At 69.6% G+C, this 24,480-nt stretch carries 17 protein-coding genes and 1 tRNA gene; 4 read left to right on the top strand and 14 right to left on the bottom strand.

Translation table 11 applies throughout. The features are described from left to right. Positions 1–12: 12 nt before the first annotated feature. From ICG51_RS02245 to ICG51_RS02235, 3 genes are all read right to left on the bottom strand, one after another. Positions 13–1,773, bottom strand: a complete 1,761-nt coding sequence (locus ICG51_RS02245) for an ABC transporter transmembrane domain-containing protein (RefSeq protein WP_190281438.1) — start codon at positions 1,771–1,773, stop codon at positions 13–15. Positions 1,774–1,928: 155 nt separating this feature from the next. Further along, the gene (locus ICG51_RS02240; RefSeq protein WP_190281437.1) at positions 1,929–2,798 is read right to left on the bottom strand and encodes a hypothetical protein; all 870 of its coding nucleotides are present in this window, start codon (positions 2,796–2,798) and stop codon (positions 1,929–1,931) included. Beyond that, positions 2,795–3,361, bottom strand: a complete 567-nt coding sequence (locus tag ICG51_RS02235) for an RNA polymerase sigma factor (RefSeq protein ID WP_223809496.1) — start codon at positions 3,359–3,361, stop codon at positions 2,795–2,797. The genes ICG51_RS02240 and ICG51_RS02235 overlap by 4 nt, the downstream gene beginning before the upstream one ends. 148 nt (positions 3,362–3,509) lie before the next feature. Between ICG51_RS02235 and ICG51_RS02230 the strand changes: the two genes are divergently transcribed. Continuing rightward, positions 3,510–6,359 (top strand): EAL domain-containing protein, encoded by a 2,850-nt coding sequence (locus ICG51_RS02230; RefSeq protein ID WP_190281433.1) that lies wholly within the window; start codon positions 3,510–3,512, stop codon positions 6,357–6,359. A gap of 42 nt (positions 6,360–6,401) precedes the next feature. Here the strand turns inward: ICG51_RS02230 and xseA are convergent, their stop codons facing one another. Then, on the bottom strand, positions 6,402–7,808 hold the full coding sequence (gene xseA / locus ICG51_RS02225; protein WP_190281431.1) for an exodeoxyribonuclease VII large subunit: 1,407 nt from the start codon (positions 7,806–7,808) through the stop codon (positions 6,402–6,404). A gap of 97 nt (positions 7,809–7,905) precedes the next feature. Between xseA and ispG the strand changes: the two genes are divergently transcribed. After that, positions 7,906–9,159 carry a flavodoxin-dependent (E)-4-hydroxy-3-methylbut-2-enyl-diphosphate synthase gene (ispG, locus tag ICG51_RS02220; RefSeq protein ID WP_190281429.1) on the top strand — a complete coding sequence of 418 codons (1,254 nt, stop codon included), beginning with the start codon at positions 7,906–7,908 and terminating at the stop codon, positions 9,157–9,159. 16 nt (positions 9,160–9,175) lie between these two features. Here ispG and ICG51_RS02215 read toward each other — a convergent pair whose 3' ends face one another. Continuing rightward, positions 9,176–10,078 (bottom strand): GGDEF domain-containing protein, encoded by a 903-nt coding sequence (locus ICG51_RS02215; protein WP_190281427.1) that lies wholly within the window; start codon positions 10,076–10,078, stop codon positions 9,176–9,178. A 91-nt stretch (positions 10,079–10,169) separates the two neighbouring features. Between ICG51_RS02215 and ICG51_RS02210 the strand changes: the two genes are divergently transcribed. Then, positions 10,170–12,890 carry a serine/threonine-protein kinase gene (locus ICG51_RS02210; RefSeq protein ID WP_190281425.1) on the top strand — a complete coding sequence of 907 codons (2,721 nt, stop codon included), beginning with the start codon at positions 10,170–10,172 and terminating at the stop codon, positions 12,888–12,890. Positions 12,891–12,897: 7 nt separating this feature from the next. Here ICG51_RS02210 and ICG51_RS02205 read toward each other — a convergent pair whose 3' ends face one another. Further along, on the bottom strand, positions 12,898–13,461 hold the full coding sequence (locus ICG51_RS02205; protein WP_223809495.1) for a hypothetical protein: 564 nt from the start codon (positions 13,459–13,461) through the stop codon (positions 12,898–12,900). A gap of 285 nt (positions 13,462–13,746) precedes the next feature. Here ICG51_RS02205 and ICG51_RS02200 point away from each other — a divergent pair, with 285 nt between their 5' ends. Continuing rightward, positions 13,747–16,926 (top strand): TonB-dependent receptor, encoded by a 3,180-nt coding sequence (locus ICG51_RS02200; RefSeq protein ID WP_190281423.1) that lies wholly within the window; start codon positions 13,747–13,749, stop codon positions 16,924–16,926. 156 nt (positions 16,927–17,082) lie between these two features. On the opposite strand, the gene ICG51_RS02195 is transcribed toward ICG51_RS02200, so the two are convergent. The 8 genes from ICG51_RS02195 to ICG51_RS02160 all read right to left on the bottom strand — a co-directional run bounded on the left by ICG51_RS02195 (position 17,083) and on the right by ICG51_RS02160 (position 24,479). Next, positions 17,083–17,982: a DMT family transporter gene (locus ICG51_RS02195; protein WP_190282313.1), complete on the bottom strand. Its 900-nt coding sequence runs from the start codon at positions 17,980–17,982 to the stop codon at positions 17,083–17,085. A gap of 38 nt (positions 17,983–18,020) precedes the next feature. Beyond that, entirely contained in the window at positions 18,021–19,076 is a 1,056-nt protein-coding gene (gene murB / locus ICG51_RS02190; protein WP_190281421.1) for a UDP-N-acetylmuramate dehydrogenase, read from the bottom strand. Then, a complete protein-coding gene (locus ICG51_RS02185) occupies positions 19,073–20,128 on the bottom strand; it encodes a quinone-dependent dihydroorotate dehydrogenase (protein WP_190281419.1) in 1,056 nt (351 codons plus the stop codon). Before ICG51_RS02185 ends, murB begins: the two co-directional genes overlap by 4 nt. A 10-nt stretch (positions 20,129–20,138) precedes the next feature. Beyond that, on the bottom strand, positions 20,139–20,438 hold the full coding sequence (locus ICG51_RS02180; RefSeq protein WP_190281417.1) for a DUF4190 domain-containing protein: 300 nt from the start codon (positions 20,436–20,438) through the stop codon (positions 20,139–20,141). Between the two features lie 9 nt (positions 20,439–20,447). Continuing rightward, positions 20,448–21,980: an aldehyde dehydrogenase family protein gene (locus tag ICG51_RS02175; protein ID WP_190281415.1), complete on the bottom strand. Its 1,533-nt coding sequence runs from the start codon at positions 21,978–21,980 to the stop codon at positions 20,448–20,450. 114 nt (positions 21,981–22,094) lie between these two features. Then, positions 22,095–22,171: transfer RNA gene (locus ICG51_RS02170), tRNA-Arg, on the bottom strand. A gap of 95 nt (positions 22,172–22,266) precedes the next feature. Then, on the bottom strand, positions 22,267–23,559 hold the full coding sequence (gene thrC, locus ICG51_RS02165) for a threonine synthase (RefSeq protein WP_190281413.1): 1,293 nt from the start codon (positions 23,557–23,559) through the stop codon (positions 22,267–22,269). Next, positions 23,556–24,479, bottom strand: coding sequence for a homoserine kinase (locus tag ICG51_RS02160; RefSeq protein ID WP_190282312.1), 924 nt, complete (start codon positions 24,477–24,479; stop codon positions 23,556–23,558). The genes thrC and ICG51_RS02160 overlap by 4 nt, the downstream gene beginning before the upstream one ends. Position 24,480: the final 1 nt, after the last annotated feature.

Raw genomic sequence — 24,480 nt, 5'->3', positions numbered from 1 at the left:
TGCTTTGCGCCCTCAGTCGAGGAACTGCAGCTTCGCCAGCTCCGCGTAAAGGCCGCCCTGCGCCAGCAGTTCGGCGTGGGTGCCTTCGGCGACGATGCGGCCGTGGTCCATCACCACGATGCGGTCGGCCTTGAGCACGGTGGCCAGCCGGTGCGCCACCACCAGCGTGGTGCGGCCTTCCATCAAGTGTTCCAGCGCGGTCTGCACGGCGCGCTCGCTGTGCGCGTCCAGCGCCGAGGTGGCCTCGTCCAGTAGCAGCACCGGCGCGTCCTTGAGCAGCGCGCGGGCGATGGCGATGCGCTGCTGCTGGCCACCGGACAGGCGCGCGCCGCGTTCACCCAGCTCGCTGGCGAACCCTTCGGGCAAGGCGTCGAGGAAGTCGTCGGCCTCGGCCGATTCCGCGGCCTTGCGCACCTCGGCATCACTGGCCTCCAGCCGGCCGTAGCGGATGTTGTCGGCGGCGCTGGCGGCGAAGATCACCGGCGCCTGCGGCACCAGCGCCAGCGCCTGGCGCAGGACGTTGGGATCGACGTCGCGGATGTCGATGCCATCCAGCGTAATGCGACCTGACCGTGGATCGTGGAAGCGCAGCAGCATGCCGAACACGGTGCTCTTGCCGGCACCGGATGGCCCCACCAGCGCCACCGTCTCGCCCGGGCGCACGCGCAGGTTGAACCCCGCCAGCGCGGCGGTGTCGGGGCGCTGCGGGTAATGGAAGGTCACGTCCTCGAATGCGATCTCGCCGCGCACCGGCACCGGCAGGGTCTTGGGCTGGGCCGGTGCGGCGATGGCCGGTGCTTCCTGTAGGAGCTCATGGATGCGGCCCATGCCGCCGGCGGCCTTCTGCAACTCGTTCCAGACTTCGGCCAGCGCGCCCACCGAGCCGCCGCCGATCAGTGCGTACATGACGAACTGACCCAGTGCGCCGGCGCTGAGTCGGCCGCCGATGACGTCGTGCGCGCCCGACCACAGCACCACGATCACCGCGCCGAAGATCAGGGTGATGGCGACTCCCGTCACCAGCGCCTGCGCGCCGATGCGCTTGCGCGCGGTGGCCACGGCGGTCGCCATCGCCTGTGCGTAGCGGCCGCGCTCATAGGCTTCGCGCGAATGCGCCTGCACCGTGCGCACCGCGCCCAGCGCTTCAGTGGCCAGCGCGTTGGCGTCGGCGATGCGGTCCTGGCTGGCGCGCGAGACCTTCTGGATGCGGCGCGCGCCGATCACGATCGGCGCCACCGCCAGCGGGATGCCCAGCAGCGCCCACGCCGCCAGCTTCGGACTGGTCACGAACAGCATCACCATCGAGCCGATCACGGTGACGCTGCTGCGCAGGGCCACCGACATGCTGGAGGCGATCACGCTGCGCAGCAGCTCCGCATCCGCGGTCAGGCGCGAGACCAGTTCGCCGCTGCGGCTGCGGTCGTAGAAGCCGGCGTCGAGGTCGAGCAGGTGCGCGTACAGGCGGCTGCGCAGGTCCGCGACCACGCGCTCGCCCAGCAGGGTGACGAAGAAGTAGCGCGCCGCGGTGGCCAGCGCCAGCGCCACGATCACTGCCAGCACGAAGGCGAAGGTGCGGTCGATGTTGGCGCCGCTGCTGAACCCGTGGTCGATCATCTGCCGGAACGCCACCGGCAGGCTCAGGGTGGCGGTGGAGGAACAGGCCAGCGCCACGAGCCACGCGGAGAACAGGCCGGAATGGCGGCGGATGAAGGGCCACAGCGTACGCAGTGAACCGATGGGCGCCTTCGCCGGCGCCGGGGCGGGGGAGTTCATGCGTGCAGTTTACCGGCGGCGTCCCGCTGTTGCCGCGATCCAGGTCAGGCAGCGCGCGGAATCGCACGTACCGCGGTGGGATCAGACGGACGGCCTGTGGGGGCGGGAAGCGGGGCCGTGGTCCATGTGGGCACAGCTGCACGGGATTGCCGTGTTCAGTGCGTCGCCGGTTCCGTCGCGGCCGCTTCCAGCGCGCGCAGTTCCATCGGCAACACGGCGTCCGGGTAGCGGCGACGGAATTCGGCCAGGCTGGCGCGCGCCTCGGCGGTTCTGCCTTCGCGCTGCAGTTCGCCGATCCGGCGCAGCCAGGCCTCGCGCACTTCCGGTGCATCCGCGGTGGCCGGAGGCACGTCTGCCTCCGGGGCGTCGTCGGTGTCCTGGGCCAGCACGGCCGGCTGCGCGGTACCTGCCTTGGCGGCCATGGTTGCGGGCGGCGGCGCGGCGGCACGGGCGGCGGACTCGATTGCCAGGGCGCGCGGCGCGGCACTGTCGGCGGGCGGGGGCGGTGCCGGCGGCGCAGGGAATGCGGACGCCGGCGCTGGCGCGATTCCGCTTGCGGGCGCCGCGGTGTCGGGGGGCGGCGGCATTTCCTCGCGCAATGGCGCCGTCTGCACAACAGCGCGGCGGTGCGCAGGTGGCGGCACGGCAGCGGGTGCCGCCTCCGGCGTGGGTCGCGGCTGCTGCGGCACGTCGACGGTGTCCCGCGGCAGGGCCGTGACGGTCGCGGGCGCGTCCGCGGCCTGCTGGGCCTCTGCGCTGGCGGCTACGGGTCTGGCGTCCGGGGTGAGCTGGACGCGCCAGGCCAGTCCCACTGCGAGGCAGAGTGCGGCGGCCAACCCGACCGGCACCCCCCAGTGCCGCCTGCGGGCTGCGGCCGGCAGCGGTGATGCCGCGGCCGCATGCGCCGCGGCCAGGATGCGGGCATCGATGCCGGCGCCGGGCTCGTCGCGGCCGCGCGGACGGGGCAGGCACGCGGCGAGCGCACGCTCCTCGGCACCCAGTGGTTCGCGGGGGAAGCGGGTCATGACGGCAGTCTCGCTCGCAGTTTGTCCATGGCGTAACGAAGGCGGGATTTCACCGTCTCCCGGCCAACGCCGGTCACCGCGCCGATTTCCTCCAGGGTCAGTTCCTGCTCCAGCCGCAGCAGCAGCACTTCGCGCTGCTCCTCCGGCAGTCCATCCAGTGCGAGCTGAAGCTGGCGGCGGCGCTCGAATTCCGACAGTACCCGCTCGGGCGTGTCGCCATCGGCAAGGCGTGCCAGCCGCTCGTCCGCGTCCGCCGGCGCGGCGGGCCGATGCTTCAGGCTGCGCCAGTGATCGCCAAGCCGGTGGTGGGCGATGGTGTACAGCCAGGTGGCGAAGCCCGCGCCCGCGGAAGGCTCTGGCAGGGACCAGCTGGCGCGGCCGGCGATCACCCGCTGCCAGACGTCCTGGAACAGCTCGTCTGCCAGCGCGTTGTCCCGCAGCTGGCGCAGCAGATAGCGGTACAGCTTGAGGCGGTGGCGCGCATACAGCTGCTCGAACGCGCCGGCGTCCCCGGCCACCCAGGCCAGCATCAGGAGTTCGTCGCTGCTCTCCGGCGCGTTCACGGGGTCCAGCCTACGGGCAGGCGTGTTCGGCGGGAAGGGGTGGGCGGGCAATGGGCGGCAGTCCATGGACGCTGCCAACGTCCATGCGTGAGGGGCGGGGTTTGCCGGCATGGCGCGGGTTTCACGTTGCAGGCAATATGTCCCGCAGATGAACGGTTCCTTGGCCTCGATTCCTCCCACCCCCATCAGGGCCGCCCAGCGGCGGCGTGACGGCGCGCTGGTCGGCATCGCGGGCGCGCTGGCGCAGACGCTGCCCGGCGGTGCGTGCGTGCGGGTGGAGTGGCGGCAGTCGGCGCTGGGCACGGGGAGCGATGCGGCCGGCGGCGACGTGCAGGGCGACGGCGTGCTGCGGCAGGAATGGCGTGGCCCGGACGGCGCCGACCTGACGGTTGCCGCCAGCCATCCGCTGGCGTGGCCGGAAGGGCTCGGCGGGTACTGGCTGTCGGGGGCCCGCCAGTTGCTGGACCAGGCCGTGCGGCAGGCGCTGGCGGAGCAGCGGATCGCCTCGCTGCAGCGTTCCGAGCAGCTGCGGCAGGCGCTCTACGAGATCGCCGATCTCGCCGGCAGCAACCTGGACCTGCAGGTGATGCTGCGGCGGGTGCATGCCATCGTCGGCGAACTCATGTACGCCGAGAACTTCTACATCGTGCTCTACGACGACAGTCGCAAGGCGATGCGGTTCCTCTATTTCGTCGACCAGCTTGATCCGTGGATCAACGATCCGGACGAGGAAATCCCGGTCACCGACGAGGAGAACACGCTCACCATGTGCTTGCTGCGCAGCGGCGAAACCCTGCGTGGTCCGTCGACGGAGCTGCGCGCCCAGTTCGGCATTCCGCGTCGCGACGACAGCGGCCCGGACAGCGCCGACTGGCTGGGCGTGCCGATGAGCCGCGACGACCGCGTGGCCGGTGCGCTGGTGGTGCAGAACTACCGCCAGGCCGATGTCTACACCGACGACGACCGCGTGCTGCTGGCCTACGTGGCCCAGCATGTGCTCACCGCGCTGGAGCGACGCGAGGCGCGCAAGCGCCTGGAAGCGCGTGTCGCCGAGCGCACCACCGAATTGCGCCGCGCCAACGAGGAGCTGCAGGCGGAGGTGTTCGAACGCAAGCGCATGCAGGAAATCCAGCGCGCGCTGTTCCGGATCGCCGAGCTGTCGATGACCAGCGACAGCCTCGACAGCTTCTATGCCGCGGTCCACGACATCGTCAGCGAGCTGCTGTACGCACAGAATTTCTACATCGCGATGCTGTCCGACGACGGCAGCATGCTCGAGTTCCCCTATTCGGTGGACGAGCGTGACGTCGATCGCGTGCCGCGCAAGCTGGCTGCCGGGCTGACCGAATACGTCCTGGGGAACGGCAAGCCGCTGCTGGCCGACCGCGCCCGCATCGAGGCGTTGCAGGTGGAGGGCAGGGTGCGCAGTCACGGCAGCCTGGCCCACTGCTGGCTCGGCGTGCCGCTGATGCGCGACGACAAGGTGGTCGGTGTGATCGCGGTGCAGAGCTACTCCGCGGACATCCGTTTCAGCGTCCGCGACCAGGACCTGCTGACTTTCGTGGCGTTCCATATCGGCAGCAGCCTGGCGCGCAAGCAGGCGCAGGACCGGCTGGTGCAGGCCCATGCCAATCTGGAGCAGCGCGTCAGCGAGCGCACCCGCGAACTGGCGGAGGCCAACGCGGAGCTGGTCGAGCAGATCGGCGAGCGCATGCGCGCCGAGCGCAAGCTCATCCACCAGACCCGGCACGACGCACTGACCGGGCTGCCCAACCGGCTGCAGCTGCTGGAACGGCTTGGGCGCGCGATCGCTTCGGCTGCGGACAATCCGCAGGCCTGTTTCGCCGTGCTGTTCATGGACCTGGACCGGTTCAAGCTGGTCAACGACAGCGTGGGCCATGCGGTGGGGGACGAACTGCTGGTCGAAGCCGGCCGGCGCATCGTCGGCGCCGTGCGGGGCGACGACGTGGTCGCCCGCCTGGGCGGCGATGAATTCGCCATCCTCGCCGAAGGGCTGGATGGTCCGGCCATGGCGGAAGAGCTCGGCAGGCGCGTTCTGTCGGCGCTCAATGCGCCGCTGTGGGTGGCCGGTCGGGAACTGTTTCCCAGCGCCAGCATCGGCATTGCGCTGTGGGATTCGCGCTACCGCAGCGGCGAGGAAATGCTGCGTGACGCCGACGCCGCGATGTACCGGGCCAAGAGCGACGGCCGCGACCGCTGCGCGATGTTCGACGAACAGATGCACCGCGAGGCGACCCGCAGCCTGGACATGGAAACCGACATGCGGCGCGCGATCCAGGCCGAACGCTTCGTGCCTTACTACCAGCCCATCGTGCGGATGGATTCCGGCGAGCCGGTGGGTCAGGAGGCGCTCCTGCGCTGGCGGCACGAGCAGCAGGGCCTGCTTGTGCCGGGCGAGTTCCTGGACGTGGGCGAGGACAGCGGGCTGATCGAGCAGATCGACTGGCTGCTGTACGCGCGGGTGATCGAGGACCTGGCCCGCCATCCATTGCCGGGCTACGTTGCGATCAACGTATCGCCGCGGCATTTCCGCGCCCCCGATTTCGCCCATCGCCTGCTGTCGCTCTTGCAGGACGCGGGCGTGGCGCCGGCGCGGCTGCGGATCGAGATCACCGAGGTCGCGCTGCTCGATGACGCCCCACGCACGCTGGAAAGCCTGGCGCTGCTGCGCAGCCTCGGCGTGCTGGCGCAGCTGGACGATTTCGGCACCGGCTTTTCCGCGCTGTCCTACCTGCACCGGTTCCCGATTGCCAGCCTGAAGATCGACCGCAGTTTCGTGGCCGGGCTGGAAAGCGACGGCTATGCCGAAAGCGTGGCGGTGATCCGCGCGATCGTCGCGCTGGCCACCAGCCTGGGCATCGAGCTGATCGCCGAGGGGGTGGAAACCCGCCACCAGCGCGATCGCCTGCTGGAACTCGGCTGCATCTACGCGCAGGGGTTCCTGTTCAGCCCGCCGGTACCGCTGCCCGCCGCCTGACGGCTCCTGTCCGCATAGCGCCGGTGCGCCGGCAGCCTCGCCTCAGCGCGCCGGGGTTGCCCCTTCCACCCGCACCGCCAGTTCGCCGTCGTGCACGCGCGCGCGAAGCTGGTCGCCGACAGCGACCTCGTCGATGCTGCGCACCACGTGGCCGTCATTGCGCTGCAGGATGCTGTAGCCGCGCGCCACCGTGGCCAGCGGACTGATCGCATGCAGCGAGCGCGCCAGCCCGCGCAGGTGCACGGCGTCGTGCTGGAGGCGCTGGGCCAGCAGCGCGCGCGGACGGTGCTCAAGCGATTGCAGCCGAAGTTGCAGGGCCTGCAGCTGGCGGGAGAGCAGTGCATGCGGGCGTGGCCGCAGTTCCGCCAGCCGTTGCCGCAGCCGCTCCAGCCGTCGCTGCGGATGTTGCGCGCGCAGGGTCGTGTCGGCGTGGCGCAGCACGGCATGCTGGCGTTCCAGCCGCCGCTGCATGGCGTTGTGCAGGCGCTGCCGTGCCTGCGTGGCGCGGCGCGCAAACGCTTCCAGCCGCGCCTGCGGACGCTGCGCCTGCAGCCGCAGCATCGATCGATCCAAGCGCTGCATGCGCTGGCGCAGGGCATTGGCCTGCTGCGCCTGCAGCTGTCGCTGCAGGGCGGCCAGCCGCGCCGACAGGCCCGCGGCGTCGGGCGCCAGCAGTTCCGCGGCGGCCGAAGGCGTCGGCGCGCGCAGGTCGGCGGCGAAGTCGCTCAGGGAAAAGTCGGTCTCGTGGCCGATCGCCGAGACCACAGGCGTCATGCACTCGGCGATCGCGCGCGCCAGCGCCTCGTCGTTGAAGGCCCACAGGTCTTCCAGCGAGCCACCGCCGCGTGCCAGCACGATGGCATCGAAACGGCCGCTGGCGTCGGCGCGCAGCAGCATGGTGCGGATGCGCGCGGCTGCGCCTTCGCCCTGCACCGGTACCGGCAACAGCTCGACGTCCAGCAGCGGAAAACGGCGGCGCAGCACGCTGGCGATGTCGCGGATCACCGCGCCGGAGGGCGAAGTCAGCACCGCGATCCGGCGCGGGAAGGCGGGCAGGGCGCGCTTGCGGGCGGCGTCGAACAGCCCTTCCGCCTGCAGCCGCGCCTTCAGTTCCTCATAGGCCCGCCGCAGTGCGCCTTCGCCTGCGTCCTCCATGCCGTCGAGCACCAGCTGGTAGTCGCCGCGTGCCTCGTACAGGGTCAGCCGGCCGCGCGCCAGCACCTTGAGGCCTTCGCGCGGGATGAAGTTCAGCCACTGGCTCTTGGGCTTGAACAGTGCGCAGCGCACCTGCGCACGCGCGTCCTTGAGGGTGAAATACAGGTGGCCCGACGACGGCCGCGCGAGGTTGCCGATCTCGCCCTCCACCACGACGCTGGGAAAGCTGCCTTCCAGCAGGTCGCGTGCCAGCGTGTTCAGCTGGCTGGGGGTGAGGACGTTGGCGGGCTGCATGCCGTGCATCGTAGCGAAATGCCCTGTTCCACGTTGCCGGGCCGGATCGTGGGGCTGGCCGCGCGAGGGCAGGCGCCGCACCGGCTAAAATGCCCGCATGACCACATTCGATCCAGACCGCTTCGGCCCGCTTGCCCGCCGCATCACCCGCCCTGTCGAAATCGGCGGCGTGCAGGTCGGCGGCGGCGCGCCGGTCGTGGTGCAGTCGATGACCAATACCGACACCGCCGACGTGGCCTCCACAGCCAGGCAGATCGGCGAGCTGTGGCGCGCGGGTTCGGAGCTGGTGCGGGTGACGGTGAACACCGCCGAGGCCGCCGCCGCGATCCCGCGGATCGTCGAGCGGTTGGCGATGATGGGCGTGCACGTGCCGATCATCGGCGACTTCCACTACAACGGCCACACCCTGCTGGCGAACGAACCGGCCTGTGCCGAAGCGCTGGCGAAGTACCGCATCAACCCCGGCAACGTCGGTTTCGGCAAGAAGAAGGACACCCAGTTCGCCCAGCTGATCGAGTTCGCCATCCGTTACGGCAAGCCGGTGCGGATCGGCGCCAACTGGGGGTCGCTGGACCAGGCGCTGGCGGCGCGGCTGATGGACGAGAACGCGCAGCGCGCCGAACCCTGGGACGCCGGCCGGGTGATGCGCGAGGCGCTCATCCTTTCGGCGCTGGAATCGGCGCAGCGCGCGGTGGAGCTGGGCCTGCCGGCGCAGAAGATCATCCTCAGCGCCAAGGTGTCCGGCGTGCAGGAACTGATCGCGGTGTACCGCGACCTGGCCAGGCGCAGTGACTTCGCCCTGCACCTCGGGCTGACCGAGGCCGGCATCGGCAGCAAGGGCATCGTGGCCTCGAGCGCGGCGCTGGGCGTGCTGCTGCAGGAAGGCATCGGCGACACCATCCGCATCTCGCTGACCCCGGAGCCGGGAGCCTCGCGCACGCAGGAAGTGGTGGTCGCGCAGGAACTGCTGCAGACCATGGGCCTGCGTGCGTTCACGCCGATGGTGACGGCTTGCCCCGGCTGCGGCCGCACCACCTCGGAGTTCTTCCAGGAACTGGCGAAGGTGGTGCAGGAGCACGTGCGCGCCAAGATGCCGGAGTGGAAGATCAGCCATCCCGGCGCGGAGAACATGACGCTGGCGGTGATGGGTTGCGTGGTCAACGGGCCGGGCGAGTCGCGCCACGCCAACATCGGCATCTCCTTGCCGGGAACGGGCGAGGCACCGTCGGCGCCGGTGTTCGTGGACGGCGAGAAGACCGTCACCCTGCGCGGCGAACACATCGCGCAGGAGTTCATCGCCTTGATCGATGGCTACGTGGACACCCGCTACCGGGCCCCCCGGCCCGGCTGATCCCCCTGCGCCCGCGTCAGGCTTCGATGCGGACGCAGTTGCGGCCTTCGCTCTTGGCCCGATACAGGGCCACGTCGGCAGCGCCCATCAGGGTGCTGCGGCTTTCACGCCCCGCGGCCAGCCCGGCGATGCCGATGCTGATGGTGATCCGCTGCGGTTCGCCGCCGGGCGCGAAGACCTCCGCGGCCACCGCGGCGCGCAGCCGTTCCGCCAGCGCGCCGGCATCGGCAAGGTCGCACTCCGGCAACAGCAGGGCGAATTCCTCGCCACCGATGCGCGCGGCCACGTCCTCGCCACGGGCGTGCGCGTGCACCAGCGCGCCGATCCGCCGCAGGACCTCGTCGCCGCTGATATGGCCGTAGCGGTCGTTGACGGGCTTGAACAGGTCGACATCGATGATGCACAGGGCCAGCGGGCGGCCGTGGCGCAGGGCGCGGCCGATTTCCTTGTCCACCATCTCGCAGAAATGGCGGCGGTTGTAGAGGTCGGTCAGCGGGTCGTTCACCGCCAGCTGGTAGATCTCTTCGTGGTAGCGCGCCTCCACGCTGTCCTGGGCGATGAACTTGAGGATGCTTTCGCCCACGGTGATGCGGTCGCCGTCGGCCAGCACCGCTTCCCCCTGCAGGCCCGCGTCGTTCACGCATGTGGTGTTGGTGGCGCCCAGGTCCTGGATGCGGCAGGTGTCGCCGTCGCGCCAGATCCGGCAGTGCTGGCGCGAGACGCTCTTGTGCGGGATCGACAGGTCGGCCTCCGGCGATCGGCCGATCAGCACCGGTTCGGCGTGGATATCCGCGCGCCGGCCCAGTCCCTCGCCATGGATCACCACCACGCAGGCCGGCCGCGGCGCGGGACGCAGCGGGCCCTCGCTGAACAGCGTGCGCTGGGTGGTGTCGTGCGGGGCAGGATCGGGGGTGCTCATGGCATCGGGATGGTGGCAACCCCTCGAGTTTAACGCCAGCACAAGACACTGGCCGCCCCCAGCTAGAATTGCGGGGCAGGGGAGACTACCGATGACGCAGGACACGCCGGACGATCCGGAACGCACCCAGTTGCTCGAGGCTGCGCCGCGGGCACCGATGCCCGAGGGCGAGACGCTTGCCGCCGGCGTGCAGCTGGGCCACTACCGCATCGAATCGCTGCTGGGGCGCGGCGGCATGGGCGATGTCTACCGCGCCGAGCAGCTGCAGCCGGTGCGGCGCACGGTGGCGCTCAAGCTGCTGCGTGCGCAGCGGATGGATGCGCGCCGGGTGGCGTATTTCGAGGTCGAGCGCCAGCTGCTGGCGCGCATGCGCCACCCGGCCATTGCCCAGATCTACGACGCCGGCGCCACCGACGATGGCCATCCGTACTTCGCGATGGAATTCATCGCCGGCAGCCCCATCACCACCTATTGCGACCAGCACGCGCTGTCGCTGCGCGAGCGCATCGCCCTGTTCGTGCGCGTCTGCGAGGGCGTGCAGCACGCGCACCAGAAGGGCGTCATCCACCGCGACCTCAAGCCCGGCAACCTGCTGGTGGACGAGGTCGACGGCCGGCCGCTGCCGAAGATCATCGATTTCGGGATTGCCACCGCCACTGCATCCGGCCCGGGGGGCGAAGTCGCCGGTACACCCGACTACATGAGCCCGGAGCAGGCCGGGGGCGACCAGGCGCTGGTGGATACCCGCAGCGACGTGTATGCGCTGGGGGTCGTGCTGTGCGAGTTGCTGACGGGCCAGCGGCCGAATGCCAATGGCGAAACCGCGGCCAGCGGCGCGCATACGCTGCGGCTACCGTCGGAGCAGCTGTCGACTCTGTCGCCAGTCGATGCCGGACGGATCGCACAGGCGCGGCGGGAACCGTTGCCGCGGATGCGGCGGGTGCTGCGCAACGAGCTGGACTGGGTGGTGGCGAAGGCGATGCGCTTCGAACGCAACGAGCGCTACCAGTCCGCCGCCGCACTGGCCGAGGACCTGCAGCGTTTCCTCGACGGCCAACCGCTGCTGGCTGCGCCGCACGGCCGCGGCTACGTATGGCGCAAGTTCGCGCAGCGCCATCGCACCGGCCTCGTCGCCGTCACGGCGGTCGTGCTGGCGCTGGTCGGCGGGCTGGCCCTGTCGGTCTACGGCCTGCTCCAGGCCCGTGCCCAGCGTGCCCTTGCCGAGCAGCGCAATGTGCAGCTGGAAAGGGTAGCGGCGTTCCAGCAGTCGATGCTGGAAGGCATCGACATCGAAGCGATGGGCATCGACATCGGTCGCGACCTGCGGACCCAGGTGGCGCGGCAGGCGGGGAGCGACACGGCGGCGTTCGAACGCGGCCTGGCGCGCGCGAGCACGCAGGATCTTGCGCGCTCGGTGATCGACCGCAGCATTCTGGCCAATGCCGAGCGCGCCATCGAGCACGACTTCGCCAATGATCCGGCGCTGGCCGCCGACCTGCGCGAATCGGTGGCGCGGGTGCGCCTGGCACTGGGACTGCCGGTCGAAGCCGCGGCGGGATTCGCGCAGGTGGCCGACTACCGCACCACGGCGCTGGGCGCATCCGCGCCGCACACCCTCAAGGCACGCCAGGCCCAGGTCCGCGCGCTACTGGAGGCTGCCCGCACGAAGGAGGGGTTGGCGCTGGCGGACGCGGCATTGCGCGATGCCGCGTCGCTGCCGGCCGGGGATCCGCTGCGGATCAAGCTGCGGCTTGATCAGGCCGATGCCATCGCCGCGCTGGGTGATCGTCCGCGCGCGCGCGCGCTGCTGGAGGCGTTGCGCGCCGACGCGATCCGCCTGCGGGGCGAGCGGGATGCAGCCACGACCGAAGTCACCAACAGCCTGGCAACGCTGCTCGGGCGGATGGGCGAGCCGGATGCAGGGCGCAAGCTGCTGGAAACGGTGGTGGCGATCCGCGCCGCCACCCTGGGCAAGGACCATGCCGACACCCTCGGTGCCCAGCACAACCTCGCGATCATGCGCATCATGACCGGCGACAAGGCCGGCGCGGTGGCGATGCAGCGCGAACTGGCGGCGATCCAGACCCGGCGCCTCGGCGCTGCGCATCCGTCCACGCTGGGCGAGCTGGGCAATCTCGCCAACATGCTCAGCGACAGTGGCGACAACGCGCAGGCGCTGCCCATCGCGCAGGCGGTGGTCGACGCGCGCACCCGGGTAATGGGCGCCGACCATCCGCAGACGCTGCGCGGCCTGCTCAACCTGTCCACCGTCTACGCCCGCTCGGGCGACTTCGCGCGGGCGATCCCGCTGCAGGAGCAGGTGGCCGACGCACGGATGCGCCTGCTGGGCCCGTCGCACCCGGACACCATGGTCATCCAGCTGAACCGCGCCGCCACCCTGTACCAGGCCGGGCGCGCGCAGGACGCGCTGGCGCAGCTCGAACGCTACCTCCCGACCGCCCGGCAGGTGCTGGGGGAGCGGCATCGCGAGTTGTTGATGGGCTACATCATCCGCGCCCAGGCCGCGGACGAAGTGGGGCAGTCCGAACTCGCCATCGCCAGCTATCGAGAGTTCCTGGCCCTGGCCGACGTGGCGTTGGGGCCGGAGGATGCCCGCACCATCGATGCCGCGTGGCAACTGGAAGGCCTGCTGCGCAAGCGCGGGCAGGCCGGCGCGGCGGACGAACTGCGTGCGCGCTATATCGAACCCTTGCTGCGGGCGGATCCGAAGACGCTGGACGAGGCGCGGCGCGCCAAGCGCCAGGACATCATCGACACCGAGCGCAAGGAGGCCCGGCAGGCGGTGCGTTGAGCGGCGCTTACCTGCCGGCGGGCAGGTATTGCGCGGGCAGCGCCAGCTTCGGGTTCTCCGCTTCCCACATCAGCGAAACGATCCACCAGCGCTGGCCGTCATGCATCAGCTGGATGCTGTTGATGCCGCGCATCGGCGACGCGCCGCCCTCGACCTTGCCCTCGTAGGTGCTGAAGACGTGGGCGATGTGGCCGAACTGTTCGGTGCGGCGCGCAAGCTCGGTCTCGCGGAAGCCCCGTTCGACCAGCATCGGGCCGGACAGGGCCACGTAGTCATTGACCCGCAGCAGGCGCATGCCGGCACCGCCATCCGCGCGCAAGCCGACCGGCATCATCTTGGCATCGGGCACGAACAGGGAGCGCAGCCGGTTCCAGTCGCGGGCCTGGCCCACCGGTCCCGAGATCACCTCGTAGAGCGCCTTGATGATCGCATCGATGCTGGCCACGTCCTGCGCCGCGGCGGCAGGCACGGTGAAATTCACCGGTTGCGGCGGCGCGGTGGTGGCCGCAGGAGTCTGGGCGAAGGCCGGCACGGCCAGCGAGGCGAGCAGGAACGGCAGCACAAGGCGCATCGGGGGTTCATCCGGCAGGGAGAGCATGCAGGAATAGCACCGTGCGCAGGCCGTCACCCGTGCCGGAATGCATGGGTTGCCATGGACAGGTTGCTGCACCGAACGCTCGCGGGGAGGGGGCAGACTCCGCAACCGGCGGCTTCCGGGGGGCGGTGCCGCAAGCCCGCAAAAAATGTTTCATTAGGGTTAAATGTTGGTTACGGAATGGTTTTGACAGGAGTAGAGTCTGGCCTGCCCGGGCATGCCGGGCAGGGGGATCCTTTCAACCTATTCCGGGACAATTCAATGCGTAGCAATCGTCTTCAAGGAGCGCTGAGGCGTTCCGCGCTCGCGCTCTCGCTGGGTCTGTGCATCGCCGGCACGGTCAACGCCCAGTCCAATATCACCGGCAGCATCTTCGGCCAGGCGCCGGGTGCCTCGGGTGCATCGGTCGTCATCGAGAATCTCGGCACCGGGCAGACGCGCACTATCCCGGTCGACGCCGATGGCCGCTACCGCGTCACCTCCCTGCCGAACGGCCGGTACAAGGTCACCCTGCAGAAAGATGGCCAGACCCTCGCCGTGCGCGACAACGTCACCGTCAACATCGCCAGCGGTACGGACGTGTCGTTCGCCAGTGCACCGGCCGGCGACGGCGCCAAGACCCTCGATGCCGTGACGGTCATGGGCAGCGTGATCCCCACCATCGACGTGTCGCAGACCGATACCCGCACCGTGCTGACCGCCGAGCAGCTGAGCAAGCTCTCTATCGGCCGCTCGGTCACCGAAGTGGCGCTGCTTGCTCCCAGCGTGGTCCGCAACGACAGCTACAGCGGCGTGCCCAGCTTCGGTGGCTCGGCCTCGTCCGAAAACGCCTATTTCATCAACGGCTACAACGTCACCAATCCGCTCACCTCGGTCGGCTTCACCAGCCTGCCGTTCGACGCGATAGCCGAGCAGCAGATCCTGACCGGCGGTTACGGTGCGGAATTCGGCCGGTCCACGGGCGGCGTCATCAATCTCGTCACCAAGCGCGGCACCAACGAATGGAAGGGCGGGGTCTACACCTTCATCATCCCCAAGGGCACCCGCGCGGCGCCGCGTGACATCTACTACGCCGATACCGGCTGGTATCCGGTCAATGGCCCGGCCAAGCTGCCGAACGGCACCACCGTCGATGCCAGCACGCGCTCCGCCGACCAGCGGACCGACGGCACGTTGAGCCAGTACCGCGACGAGAACCTCAGCTGGTCCACCCTGGTGGGCGGATACATCAGCGGTCCGCTGATCAAGGACCGCCTGTTCTTCTACGCGAACGCGGAGCAGGAGCGCCGCCAGGGCACCGAAGTGCTGTCGACCCGGGTTTCGACCGGTGCCACCGCCAACCAGGGCTGGCGCGAGTACAGGCTCGATTATCCGAACTGGATGACCAAGATCGACTGGAACATCAACGACGACCACGTCTTGGAGTTCACCGCGATCCAGGATCGCAACAAGACGGACTCGAGCCGCTACGCGTTCAACTATGCGGACTTCTCGCATGGAACGACGACGACCGCGCATTCGACCGCGGACAACAATTCGCGGTTTTACGTCGGCAAGTACACCGGCTACCTGACCGACACGCTCACGCTGTCGGCGCTGTACGGGCGCCAGAAGATCACCCACAACGACATCACCGACGGCATCGACCCAAACTGCCCGCAGGTGGTCGCCGCGACGCAGAACCGGGCGCCGGGCGTCACCTACCCGGCGGGCTGCCAGATTTCGACCAGCACCGCTTATCCGGTGACCCAGCCGGAAGAGAACACGGACGGCTGGCGCATCGACCTTGCGTGGCAACTGGGCGATCACGAGATCCGCGTGGGTTACGAGCGCCAGAACGCCGAGGCGTCCATCCACAACGGCATGGCTGGCGGGGTGCGCTACACCTACGGCAAGACCGCCACGCCGACCACCTCGGTCGACGCATCGCTGGGGGTTGGCTCGCCGGCGTCCGCGAACGGCGGTGCACTGGGGGCGCAGGGCTACTTCGTGCAGAAGCAGTTCCGCGCCGCCAACGCAGATCCCAAGGTGGAGCAGTCTTCGCAGTACATCGAGGACCGCTGGCAGGTCAACGACAACCTGCTGCTTTCGCTGGGCCTGCGCAACGAGCAGTTCACCAATTACGACGGCATCGGCCGCCCGTACATCTCGCAGCGCAACCAGCTGGATCCGCGCATCGGCTTCTCCTGGGATGTCCGCGGGGATTCCAGCTTCAAGATGTTCGGCAACGCCGGCAGCTACCACCTGGCGACCCCGAACCAGGCGGCCATCCGCGGCGCCGCCGCTTCGCTGAACGCCTCCGAGTACTACACCTATACCGGGGTCGACCCGGTCACCGGTGCGCCGACCGGCCTGACCCTCATTCCGCTCGCGCCCAACAACCCCGTGCAGTGCCCGGGCTCCAACATGGTGTCCTCGAACCTCGAGTGCAACACCGCGCCGGACCCGTTGACCACGACCGCGAAGAACCTGAAGTCGCATTACCAGTACGAGTACATCCTCGGCTTCGAGCACGCCTTCTCCGAGAGCTTCGCGTGGGGCGCCAAGGCGACCTTCCGCGACCTCAAGAGCGCCATCGACGACATCTGCGGCGTGAAGCTGCGCGGCAAGTGCCTGAACGCCAACCCGGGCGAGACCAATACCTTCATCTTCAAGAACGCCGACGGCACCTACACCGAGCAGACCTTCACCGCCGAAGAGCTGGGGTTCCCGGGCCTGAAGCGGAAGTACTACGCGCTTGACCTGTTCGCGGAACATCCGTTCGACAAGAAGTGGTACGGCAAGGCCGAGTACACCTTCTCGCGCAACTGGGGCAACACGGAAGGCCAGCTCGCCTCCGACCTGGACACCGGTAACGGCGGCCAGACCGACGTCGGCCGCACCCAGGACTGGGATCTGCCGCAGCTGATGGTGGGGTCCAACGGCCTGCTGCCCAACCACCGCAAGCACCAGTTCAAGGCATTCGGCTACTACCAGTGGACGGAAGAGTGGCGCACCGGCGCGACGCTGATCGCCGCATCCGGCCGGCCGCGCAACTGCACCAGCCACTATCCGACCGCGGATGCGGGGCTTTATTCGGGTGCGGCCTACTGGTTCTGCGGGCTGGCTGGTTCCGGCACCACGCCGACCCTGCCCAACGGCAGTCCGCGTCCCGGCTATGCGCCTGCCGCCGCGGACTACGGCATCTCGCCGCGCGGTTCGCATGGCACGGCGCCGTGGACCGTCCAGCTCAACCTCAACGTGGCCTACGTGCCGCATTGGGCGGACGGCAAGCTGACCCTGGGGGCGGACATCATCAACGTGCTGAACCGGCAGGTGGCGGGTGGCTTCAACCCGCGCTACGAAACCGCGACGCGCAACCAGCCGAACCAGTTCTACAACCAGGAGATCCAGATCTCCGCACCGCGCTACATCCGCTTCATGGCGCGCTACGACTTCTGATCGATTCCCGCAGCAATGCCCTCGAACCGCCGGCGCAAGCTGGCGGTTCTTTTTTGGAGGGGCGTCGTCGTCGGATGTTTGCGCCCCGGTTGCGGCCTGGTACCAGGACCGGGACAAGGTTCCCGGGCAGGGCCAGCTGGCGGCCAGTCGACCGCGCTAGTTGCCAGGCTCGACCGCCTCGCTCGGCGCCTGGCTGCGTTGCTGGCGGGCGAGCTTGGCTTCGCGGTGTGCGATGTAGAAGGTGGAGCCGAGGATGATGCCGGCGCCGAACAGGGTGGCGGCATCGACCGATTCGTCGAACAGCACCCAGCCGGCGAAGGTGACCACCGGCAGCTGCATGAAGCTGATCGGGGTCAGCGCGGACACGTCGCCCAGCTTCAGCGCCCGGGTCCACAGCAGCTGGCCCACCGTGCCCATCAGCCCGGTGGCAACCAGCCACAGCCAGGTGATGCCGCTGGGCCAGACCCACACGAACAGCGCCGGCAGCAGCGACATTGGCACCCACAGCGCATAGGTCCAGAACACGATGGTGTCGGCCTTGTCCACCTGCGAGAGCTGCTTGATCTGGATCGCCACCAGCGCGCTCAGCACCGCTGCAGCCACCGCCACCAGCGAGCCCAGGCTGAAGGCATGCGACCACGGCCGTACGATCACCAGCACGCCGAGGAAACCCAGCGCCACCGCCGTCCAGCGGCGCGCGCGCACGCGCTCGCCCAGCATCAGGATGGCGGCGATGGTGACGAAGATCGGCGAGGAATACGCCAGCGAGACCGCCTGTGCCAGCGGCAGGTGGGCGATCGCCCAGAACCCGCAGAACATGCTGGCGATGCCGATCGCAGTGCGCACCACATAGCGCGGCAGCTGGTCGGTGCGCACGCTGGCCGCGAACGCTGCGGCTGGCCGCGGCTGGCGCAGCGCAGGCAGCACCAGCATCGGCAGCAGGGTGAGGAAGCCGAAGCTGTTGCGGAAGAACGCCACTTCCCAGGTCGGGATGGTCTTCGAGGCCAGCCGGATGAAGATCGCCATCAGGCCGAAGCCCAGCGTGCTGCCCAGCATCAGCAGGGCGGCGCGCGCGTGGACGTTGCGCGGTGGGTTCACCAGCGCGCGCCCACGATCCGCGGCTCGGGCTCGATCGCCACGCCGAAGCGGGCCTGCACGGATTCGGCGATCCTGCGCGCCAGCGCGAGCAGCTCCAGGCCGGTGGCGGTGCCGTGGTTGACCAGCACCAGCGCGTGGTCGGGGGACACTCCGGCGTCACCGTCGCGGTGGCCCTTCCAGCCGCACTGGTCGATCAGCCAGGCAGCGGAAAGCTTGCGCGAGCCCGCGTCGGCACTGCGGAACACCGGCATGGTCGGATTTGCGGCGAGCAGCGCCTCGGCCTGCGCGGCGGGCACGATCGGGTTCTTGAAGAAGCTGCCGGCATTGCCGACCACGGCCGGGTCGGGCAGCTTGCGGCGGCGGATGCGGATCACCGCTTCGGCCACCTGCGCGGCGCGCGGGCTGCCGTCGATGCCCATCGCGCGCAATTCGTCCTCGATCCCGGCATAGCCCAGCCGTGGCTGGAACATGCGTGACAGCGCGAACTCCACCGCGCTCACCACGTAGCGGTCGGGCAGGTGCTTGAACAGCGAGTCACGGTAGGCGAAGGCGCAGTCGACCGCAGCCAGCCGCACGAAGCGGCCGCTGTCGCGATCGAAGGCCTCCACCGCGTGCACGTGCTCGCGCACCTCCACGCCGTAGGCGCCGATGTTCTGGATCGGCGCGGCGCCGACGGTGCCGGGAATCAGGGCCAGGTTTTCCAGCCCCGTCAGGCCGTGGCCCAGCGTCCACAGCACGAAGTCGTGCCAGCCCACGCCGGCTTCGGCGCGGACGATGGCGGCGTCGCCGTGGTCCTCGACCAGGTCGATGCGGCGCGTCTCCAGCGCCAGCACCGCGCCGGGCGGATCACCGGCGAACAGCAGGTTGCTGCCGCCGCCCAGCACCAACGTGGCCGCGTTGCGCAGCATCGCGTAGCCGAACAGTTCCGGGAGTGCGGCGGTTTCGGTGGCTTCCACCAGCATCGGCGCGGTGGCGCGCACGCCGAAGGTATTGCGCGCGTCCAGCCGGGCATTTTCGGCGATGCGATAGCCGGAGCCGTGGGCGACGTTCATTCTGGCGGCAGGGTGCCGCGGCTGGGGGCTTCCTTGCGCCGGCGCAGCGCGTCCACGCATTCCGCGATCAGCGCCGGGCCGCGGTAGACCAGGCCGGTATAGGTCTGCACCAGCAACGCGCCGGCCGCCTGCTTGGTGGCCGCGTCGGCGCCGTGCAGGATGCCGCCCACGCCGACCAGTGGGATGGTGTCGGGCAGGCGCGTGCGCAGCATGCGCAGCACGGTGGTCGCCTGGCCCATCAGTGGCGCGCCGGACAGGCCACCGGCCTGCTGCGCGTGGCGCGACCCTTCGACCCCCTCGCGCGAGATCGTGGTGTTGGTGGCGATCACGCCGTCCACGGCCAGGTCGCCGAGCACGCGGGCGGCGGCGTCGATGTCGTTCTCCGACAGGTCGGGGGCGATCTTCACCAGCAGTGGTACGCGCTTGCCATGGCGCGCGGCCAGCTTTTCCTGTTCGTCGCGCAGGGTGCCGACCAGCTTGCGCAGGGCCTGCTCTTCCTGCAGCTCACGCAGGCCGGCGGTATTGGGCGAGGAGATGTTGACCGTCACGTAGTCGGCCAGCGGATACACCCGGCGCAGGCAGACCAGGTAGTCCGCCACCGCGTCCTCGTTCGGGGTGTCCTTGTTCTTGCCGATGTTGATGCCCAGCAGCCCGGTCCTGCGCTTGGCGCGTTCCACGTTGCGCACCAGCACGTCCACGCCGAGGTTGTTGAAGCCCAGGCGGTTGATGACCGCTTGCTGCTGGGGCAGGCGGAACATGCGGGGACGCGGGTTGCCCGGCTGCGGCAACGGGGTGACCGTGCCGACCTCGACGAAACCGAAGCCCAGCGACAGCAGCGCGTCGACGTGGGCGCCGTTCTTGTCCAGCCCGGCGGCAAGGCCGACCGGGTTGGGGAAGGTCAACCCCAGCGCCTTGGTCGGCAGCGGTCGCGGCGGCGTCGCCAGCAGCGGCGACAGGCCGCAGCGGTAGGCCGCCTCCAACGACGCCAGCCCGAGGCCATGCGCGCGCTCGGCATCGAAGGCGAACAGGAACGGGCGGGCGAGTCCGTACACGCGCGGCCGGTCAGAGCGATCCGTTCATGCCGGCCAGGCCGATCAGCGCGGCCAGCCCGCCGAAGAACAGGATGGCCGCCATCACCGCCAGCACGCTCAGCCCGATCACCAGGTAGCCGAGCACCAGGCCGGCGACCGCCATGCCGTCACCCTCCAGCGCGCCCTGGGCGCGGCGGATCTCTCCACGCGCCATGTGGCCGCACACCACCGCAACCAGGCTGCCGAGGAACGGCAGCAGGGTCCAGCCAAGGATGCCGAAGACGAGGCTCACCACGGCGAGCGTACTGGTCTGGCGCATGGGTGCATTCATCGGCGTTCCTCAGAGGTCGAACTTGATGCCCTGGGCCAGCGGCAGCGCGTCGGAATAGTTGATGGTATTCGTTTGCCGGCGCATGTAGGCCTTCCACGCGTCGCTGCCGGACTCGCGGCCGCCGCCGGTCTCCTTCTCGCCACCGAATGCGCCACCGATCTCGGCGCCGCTGGTGCCGATGTTGACGTTGGCGATGCCGCAGTCGCTGCCGGCCGCCGACAGGAACGCCTCGGCGCGCTTGAGGTTGGTGGTGAAGATCGACGAGCTCAGCCCCTGCGGCACGGCGTTCTGCATTTCGATGGCTTCGTCGAGGTCCTTGTACTTCATCACGTACAGGATCGGCGCGAAGGTCTCGTGCTGGACGATCTCGGCGTCGTTGGTCAGGCCGGTGATGATCGTGGGCAGGACGAAGTTGCCGGGGCGGTCGATCGCCGCACCGCCTGTTTCCACCTTGCCGCCGGCGGCCTTCGCCTTGGCGATGGCGTCGAGGTAGGCGTCCACCGCGTCCTTGCTGTTGAGCGGGCCCATCAGGTTGGCCGGGTCGGTGGGATCGCCGATCTTGCCTTCCACCTGCTTGTAGGCGGTGACCAGCTTGGCCAGCACGTCGTCGTACACGGCTTCGTGGACGATCAGGCGGCGGGTGGTGGTGCAGCGCTGGCCGGCGGTGCCGACCGCACCGAACACGATGCCGGGGATCGCCAGCTTCAGGTCGGCGGTTTCATCGAGGATGATCGCGTTGTTGCCGCCCAGTTCCAGCAGGCTGCGGCCCATGCGGCGCGCGCAGCGCTCGCCGACCATGCGGCCGACCTTGGTGCTGCCGGTGAAGCTGATCAGCGGGATGCGCTTGTCGTCCACGAAGCCCTGGGCCAGGTCGCTGCCGGCGTCGTTGAACAGGAAGAAGATGTCGGGGAAGCCGCCCTTGCGGAGGGCCTCGTTGCAGATCTTCATGCTGGCGATGGCCGACAGCGGGGTCTTGGGCGAGGGCTTCCAGATGCAGATATCGCCGCACACCGCCGCGACGAAGCTGTTCCATGCCCACACCGCGACCGGGAAGTTGAACGCGCTGATGATCCCTACCAGGCCGATCGGGTGCCACTGCTCGTACATGCGATGGCCGGGACGTTCGCTGTGCATGGTCAGGCCGTACAGCTGGCGCGACAGGCCCACGGCGAACTCGCCGATGTCGATCATTTCCTGCACTTCGCCGTCGCCTTCCGGCTTCGACTTGCCCATTTCCAGCGCCACCAGCGAACCCAGCGCGTCCTTGTGGGTGCGCAGCGCGTCGGCGCACAGGCGGATGGCTTCGCCGCGGCGCGGCGCCGGGGTGGTGCGCCACACCTTGTAGGCGGCCTGCGCGCGCTCGACGATCAGGTCGTAGTCGGCCTGCGAGGACGCGTGGACACGGCCCAGCACCTCGCCATTGCTCGGATTGACCGGTTCGATCACGCCGGCATCGGTGGTCTTCGACCATTCGCCGTTGCCGAGGTAGGTGCCGGATTCGACGGCGGCAAGGCCGAGCGCGGTGAGGACGGGATGGGACATGGCAGGCTCCGGGATGCGGGTTTGACGAATGGGTGGGATTTCGGGAATCCATGGGAGGACGAACGCCCGTGGGAAATCCCCACTCGCGCCGCGCTGCTCCATGTTCCCGTTCCCTGGTGACCCCGGCCCGATTCGAACGGGCGACCTTCCCCTTAGGAGGGGGACGCTCTATCCAGCTGAGCTACGGGGCCTTGACCGGCCATTATCGCAATCACAGCGGAATTCGCCAGTCCGCCGGCAAATATGTTGATTCGTCCGAATGAGTTGTTCTAAATGCCGATTTTGTTCAGGCGTTTTGCAGGCGTTTCTTCAGCAGGTCCGCATCGTTGGCCAGCGCCTGCGCGTGGCTTGTCCGCGCCAGCATCGCCGCCAGCGCCGGCGGCGGCGCGATGGTTTCGCCCAGCAGTGGTTCCACCACTTCCGGGAATTTGGCCGGATGGGCGGTGGCGACCGCGGCCCAGTCGCCGGCCACGCCGCTTGCGCGCAGACGGTCCAGCACGTCGGCGGCGCAGGCGGTGTGCGGGCAGACCACGTGGCCGCGTTCTTTGCGGGTGCGCACGATAGCGGCACGGATCTCCGCATCGCTGACCGCTTCGGCGCGCAGGGTGGCGCGCAGTTCCGCGTTGTCGGGATACAGGGATTGCAGGCGCTCGAAGTTGCTGGGCGCACCCACATCCATCGCGTTGGCCAGCGTGGCGATGCTGGGCCGTGGTGCGTAGTCGCCGCCGGCGAAGAAGTCCGGCAGCACGGTATTGGCATTGCTGGCCAGTACCACTTCGCCGATGGGCAGGCCCATGCGCTTCGCCAGCAGGCAGGCCAGCGCATTGCCGAGGTTGCCGGTGGGCACCACGAAGTTCAGCGTGCGACCGGTGGTGCGCCAGTGCCGCAGGGCGGTATGCGCGTAATAGGCCGCCTGCGGCAGCAGCCGGCCGAGGCTGATGCTGTTGGCCGAACCCAGCGGCACTTCGGCGCGGTAGGCGGCATCGGCAAGCAGGGTCTTGGCGAGGCGCTGGCAGTCGTCGAAGCTGCCGTCCACGCGGAACGCGCGGATGTTGTCGCCGAAGCAGCCCAGCTGGTGCGCCTGCCGAGGCGAGACGCGGCCATCGGGATAGAGGATGGCGACGCGGAACCCGGGCCGACCGTCGAAGGCGGCGGCCACCGCTGCGCCGGTGTCGCCGGAGGTGGCCACGACAATGGTGAGCGGCTTGTTACCGCGCGGCAGCGCCGCCAGGCAGCCGGCGAGGAAGGCCGCCCCGTAGTCCTTGAACGCGGCGGTGGGCCCGTGGAACAGCTCCAGCAGGAAGTCGCCGGGTCCGCCGAAATCCGCCAGCGGCGGCTCGATGGCGAACGCGTCGCCGCAGATGCGGGGCAGGGCGGATTCCAGCGCGCCGCCGGTGAAGAACGGGGCGAGGAATCGGGTGGCGACGTCGGCCAGCGTGTCCGCACCTTCGAACTGAGCGGCAGTGAACGACGGCCATGTTGCGGGCATGTACAGGCCGCCATCCGGCGCGAGGCCGGCTGCGATGGCATCCGCGATCGAAACCGCCGGCGCGCGGCCGCGTGTGCTGTATGCGTTCATGCCAGCACCCGTGCGGCCGGTCCGGCGATGGCGGTGAGGTGCAGGTCGCTGTCGATGCCGGCAGCGGCGAATGCAGCCGTCATCGCGACGCCCGCGCGCCGTGCGGTGTTTTCATCTTCGCACCAGGCGAACACGCTGGGCCCCGCACCGGAAATGCTGGCGCCCATGGCATCGGCATCCAGTGCGGCCTGCTTCACTGCCGCGAAACCCGCGATCAGCGGCGCGCGGCGCGGTTCCACCAGCACGTCCGCAAGGCCCGCGCGCACCAGCGACGCGTCGCCACGCTCGCAGCCCAGCAGCACCTGCGCCAGGTTCGCGCTTTGCGCCACGAATTCCTTCAGCGCATAGGCACCGGCCAGCGCTTCGCGCGCGCGGCGGGTTTCCAGCACGGCGTGCGGATGCACCACTGCCGCGTGCCAGCGGGGGGGCAGGTCGATCTTGGTCAGCCGGTCGGCGGTGGCCAGCACCAGCCCGCCCAGCAGCATAGGCCCGACGTTGTCGCCGTGCCGGCCACCGCTGGCGACGGCTTCGCCGGCCAGCGCATGCGGATACAGGGCGTGCGACGACAGCGGCGCCTCCAGCAGCGCGTTCGCCGCCACCAGCGCGGCCACGCAGGATGCAGCCGAGCCGCCCAGCCCGGAGCCCAGCGGGATGCCCTTGTCGATCTCGATCTCGAAGCCGAACGGCAGCGCCAGCGACTCGCGCAGGGCGATCAGCGCCATCCCGGCGGTATTGCGCGCGGCCTCCAGCGGCAGGTCGGTGACGGCGCCGCGGATGGCACTGATCCGCACCGTCGGCGCCTCGATGCGGCGCACGGTGGCGACATCGCCGATGCCGGCGATGCTGTGGCCGAGTACGTCGAAGCCGACGCCGACGTTGCCGACCGAGCCCGGTGCGAACGCCCGCGCCTCGTATCGCACG

This window comes from Thermomonas sp. XSG, from assembly GCF_014678725.1.
GTDB lineage: Bacteria > Pseudomonadota > Gammaproteobacteria > Xanthomonadales > Xanthomonadaceae > Thermomonas.
The sequence above is the reverse complement of the archived record's forward strand: the minus strand, read 5'-3'. Positions and strand labels throughout refer to the sequence as shown.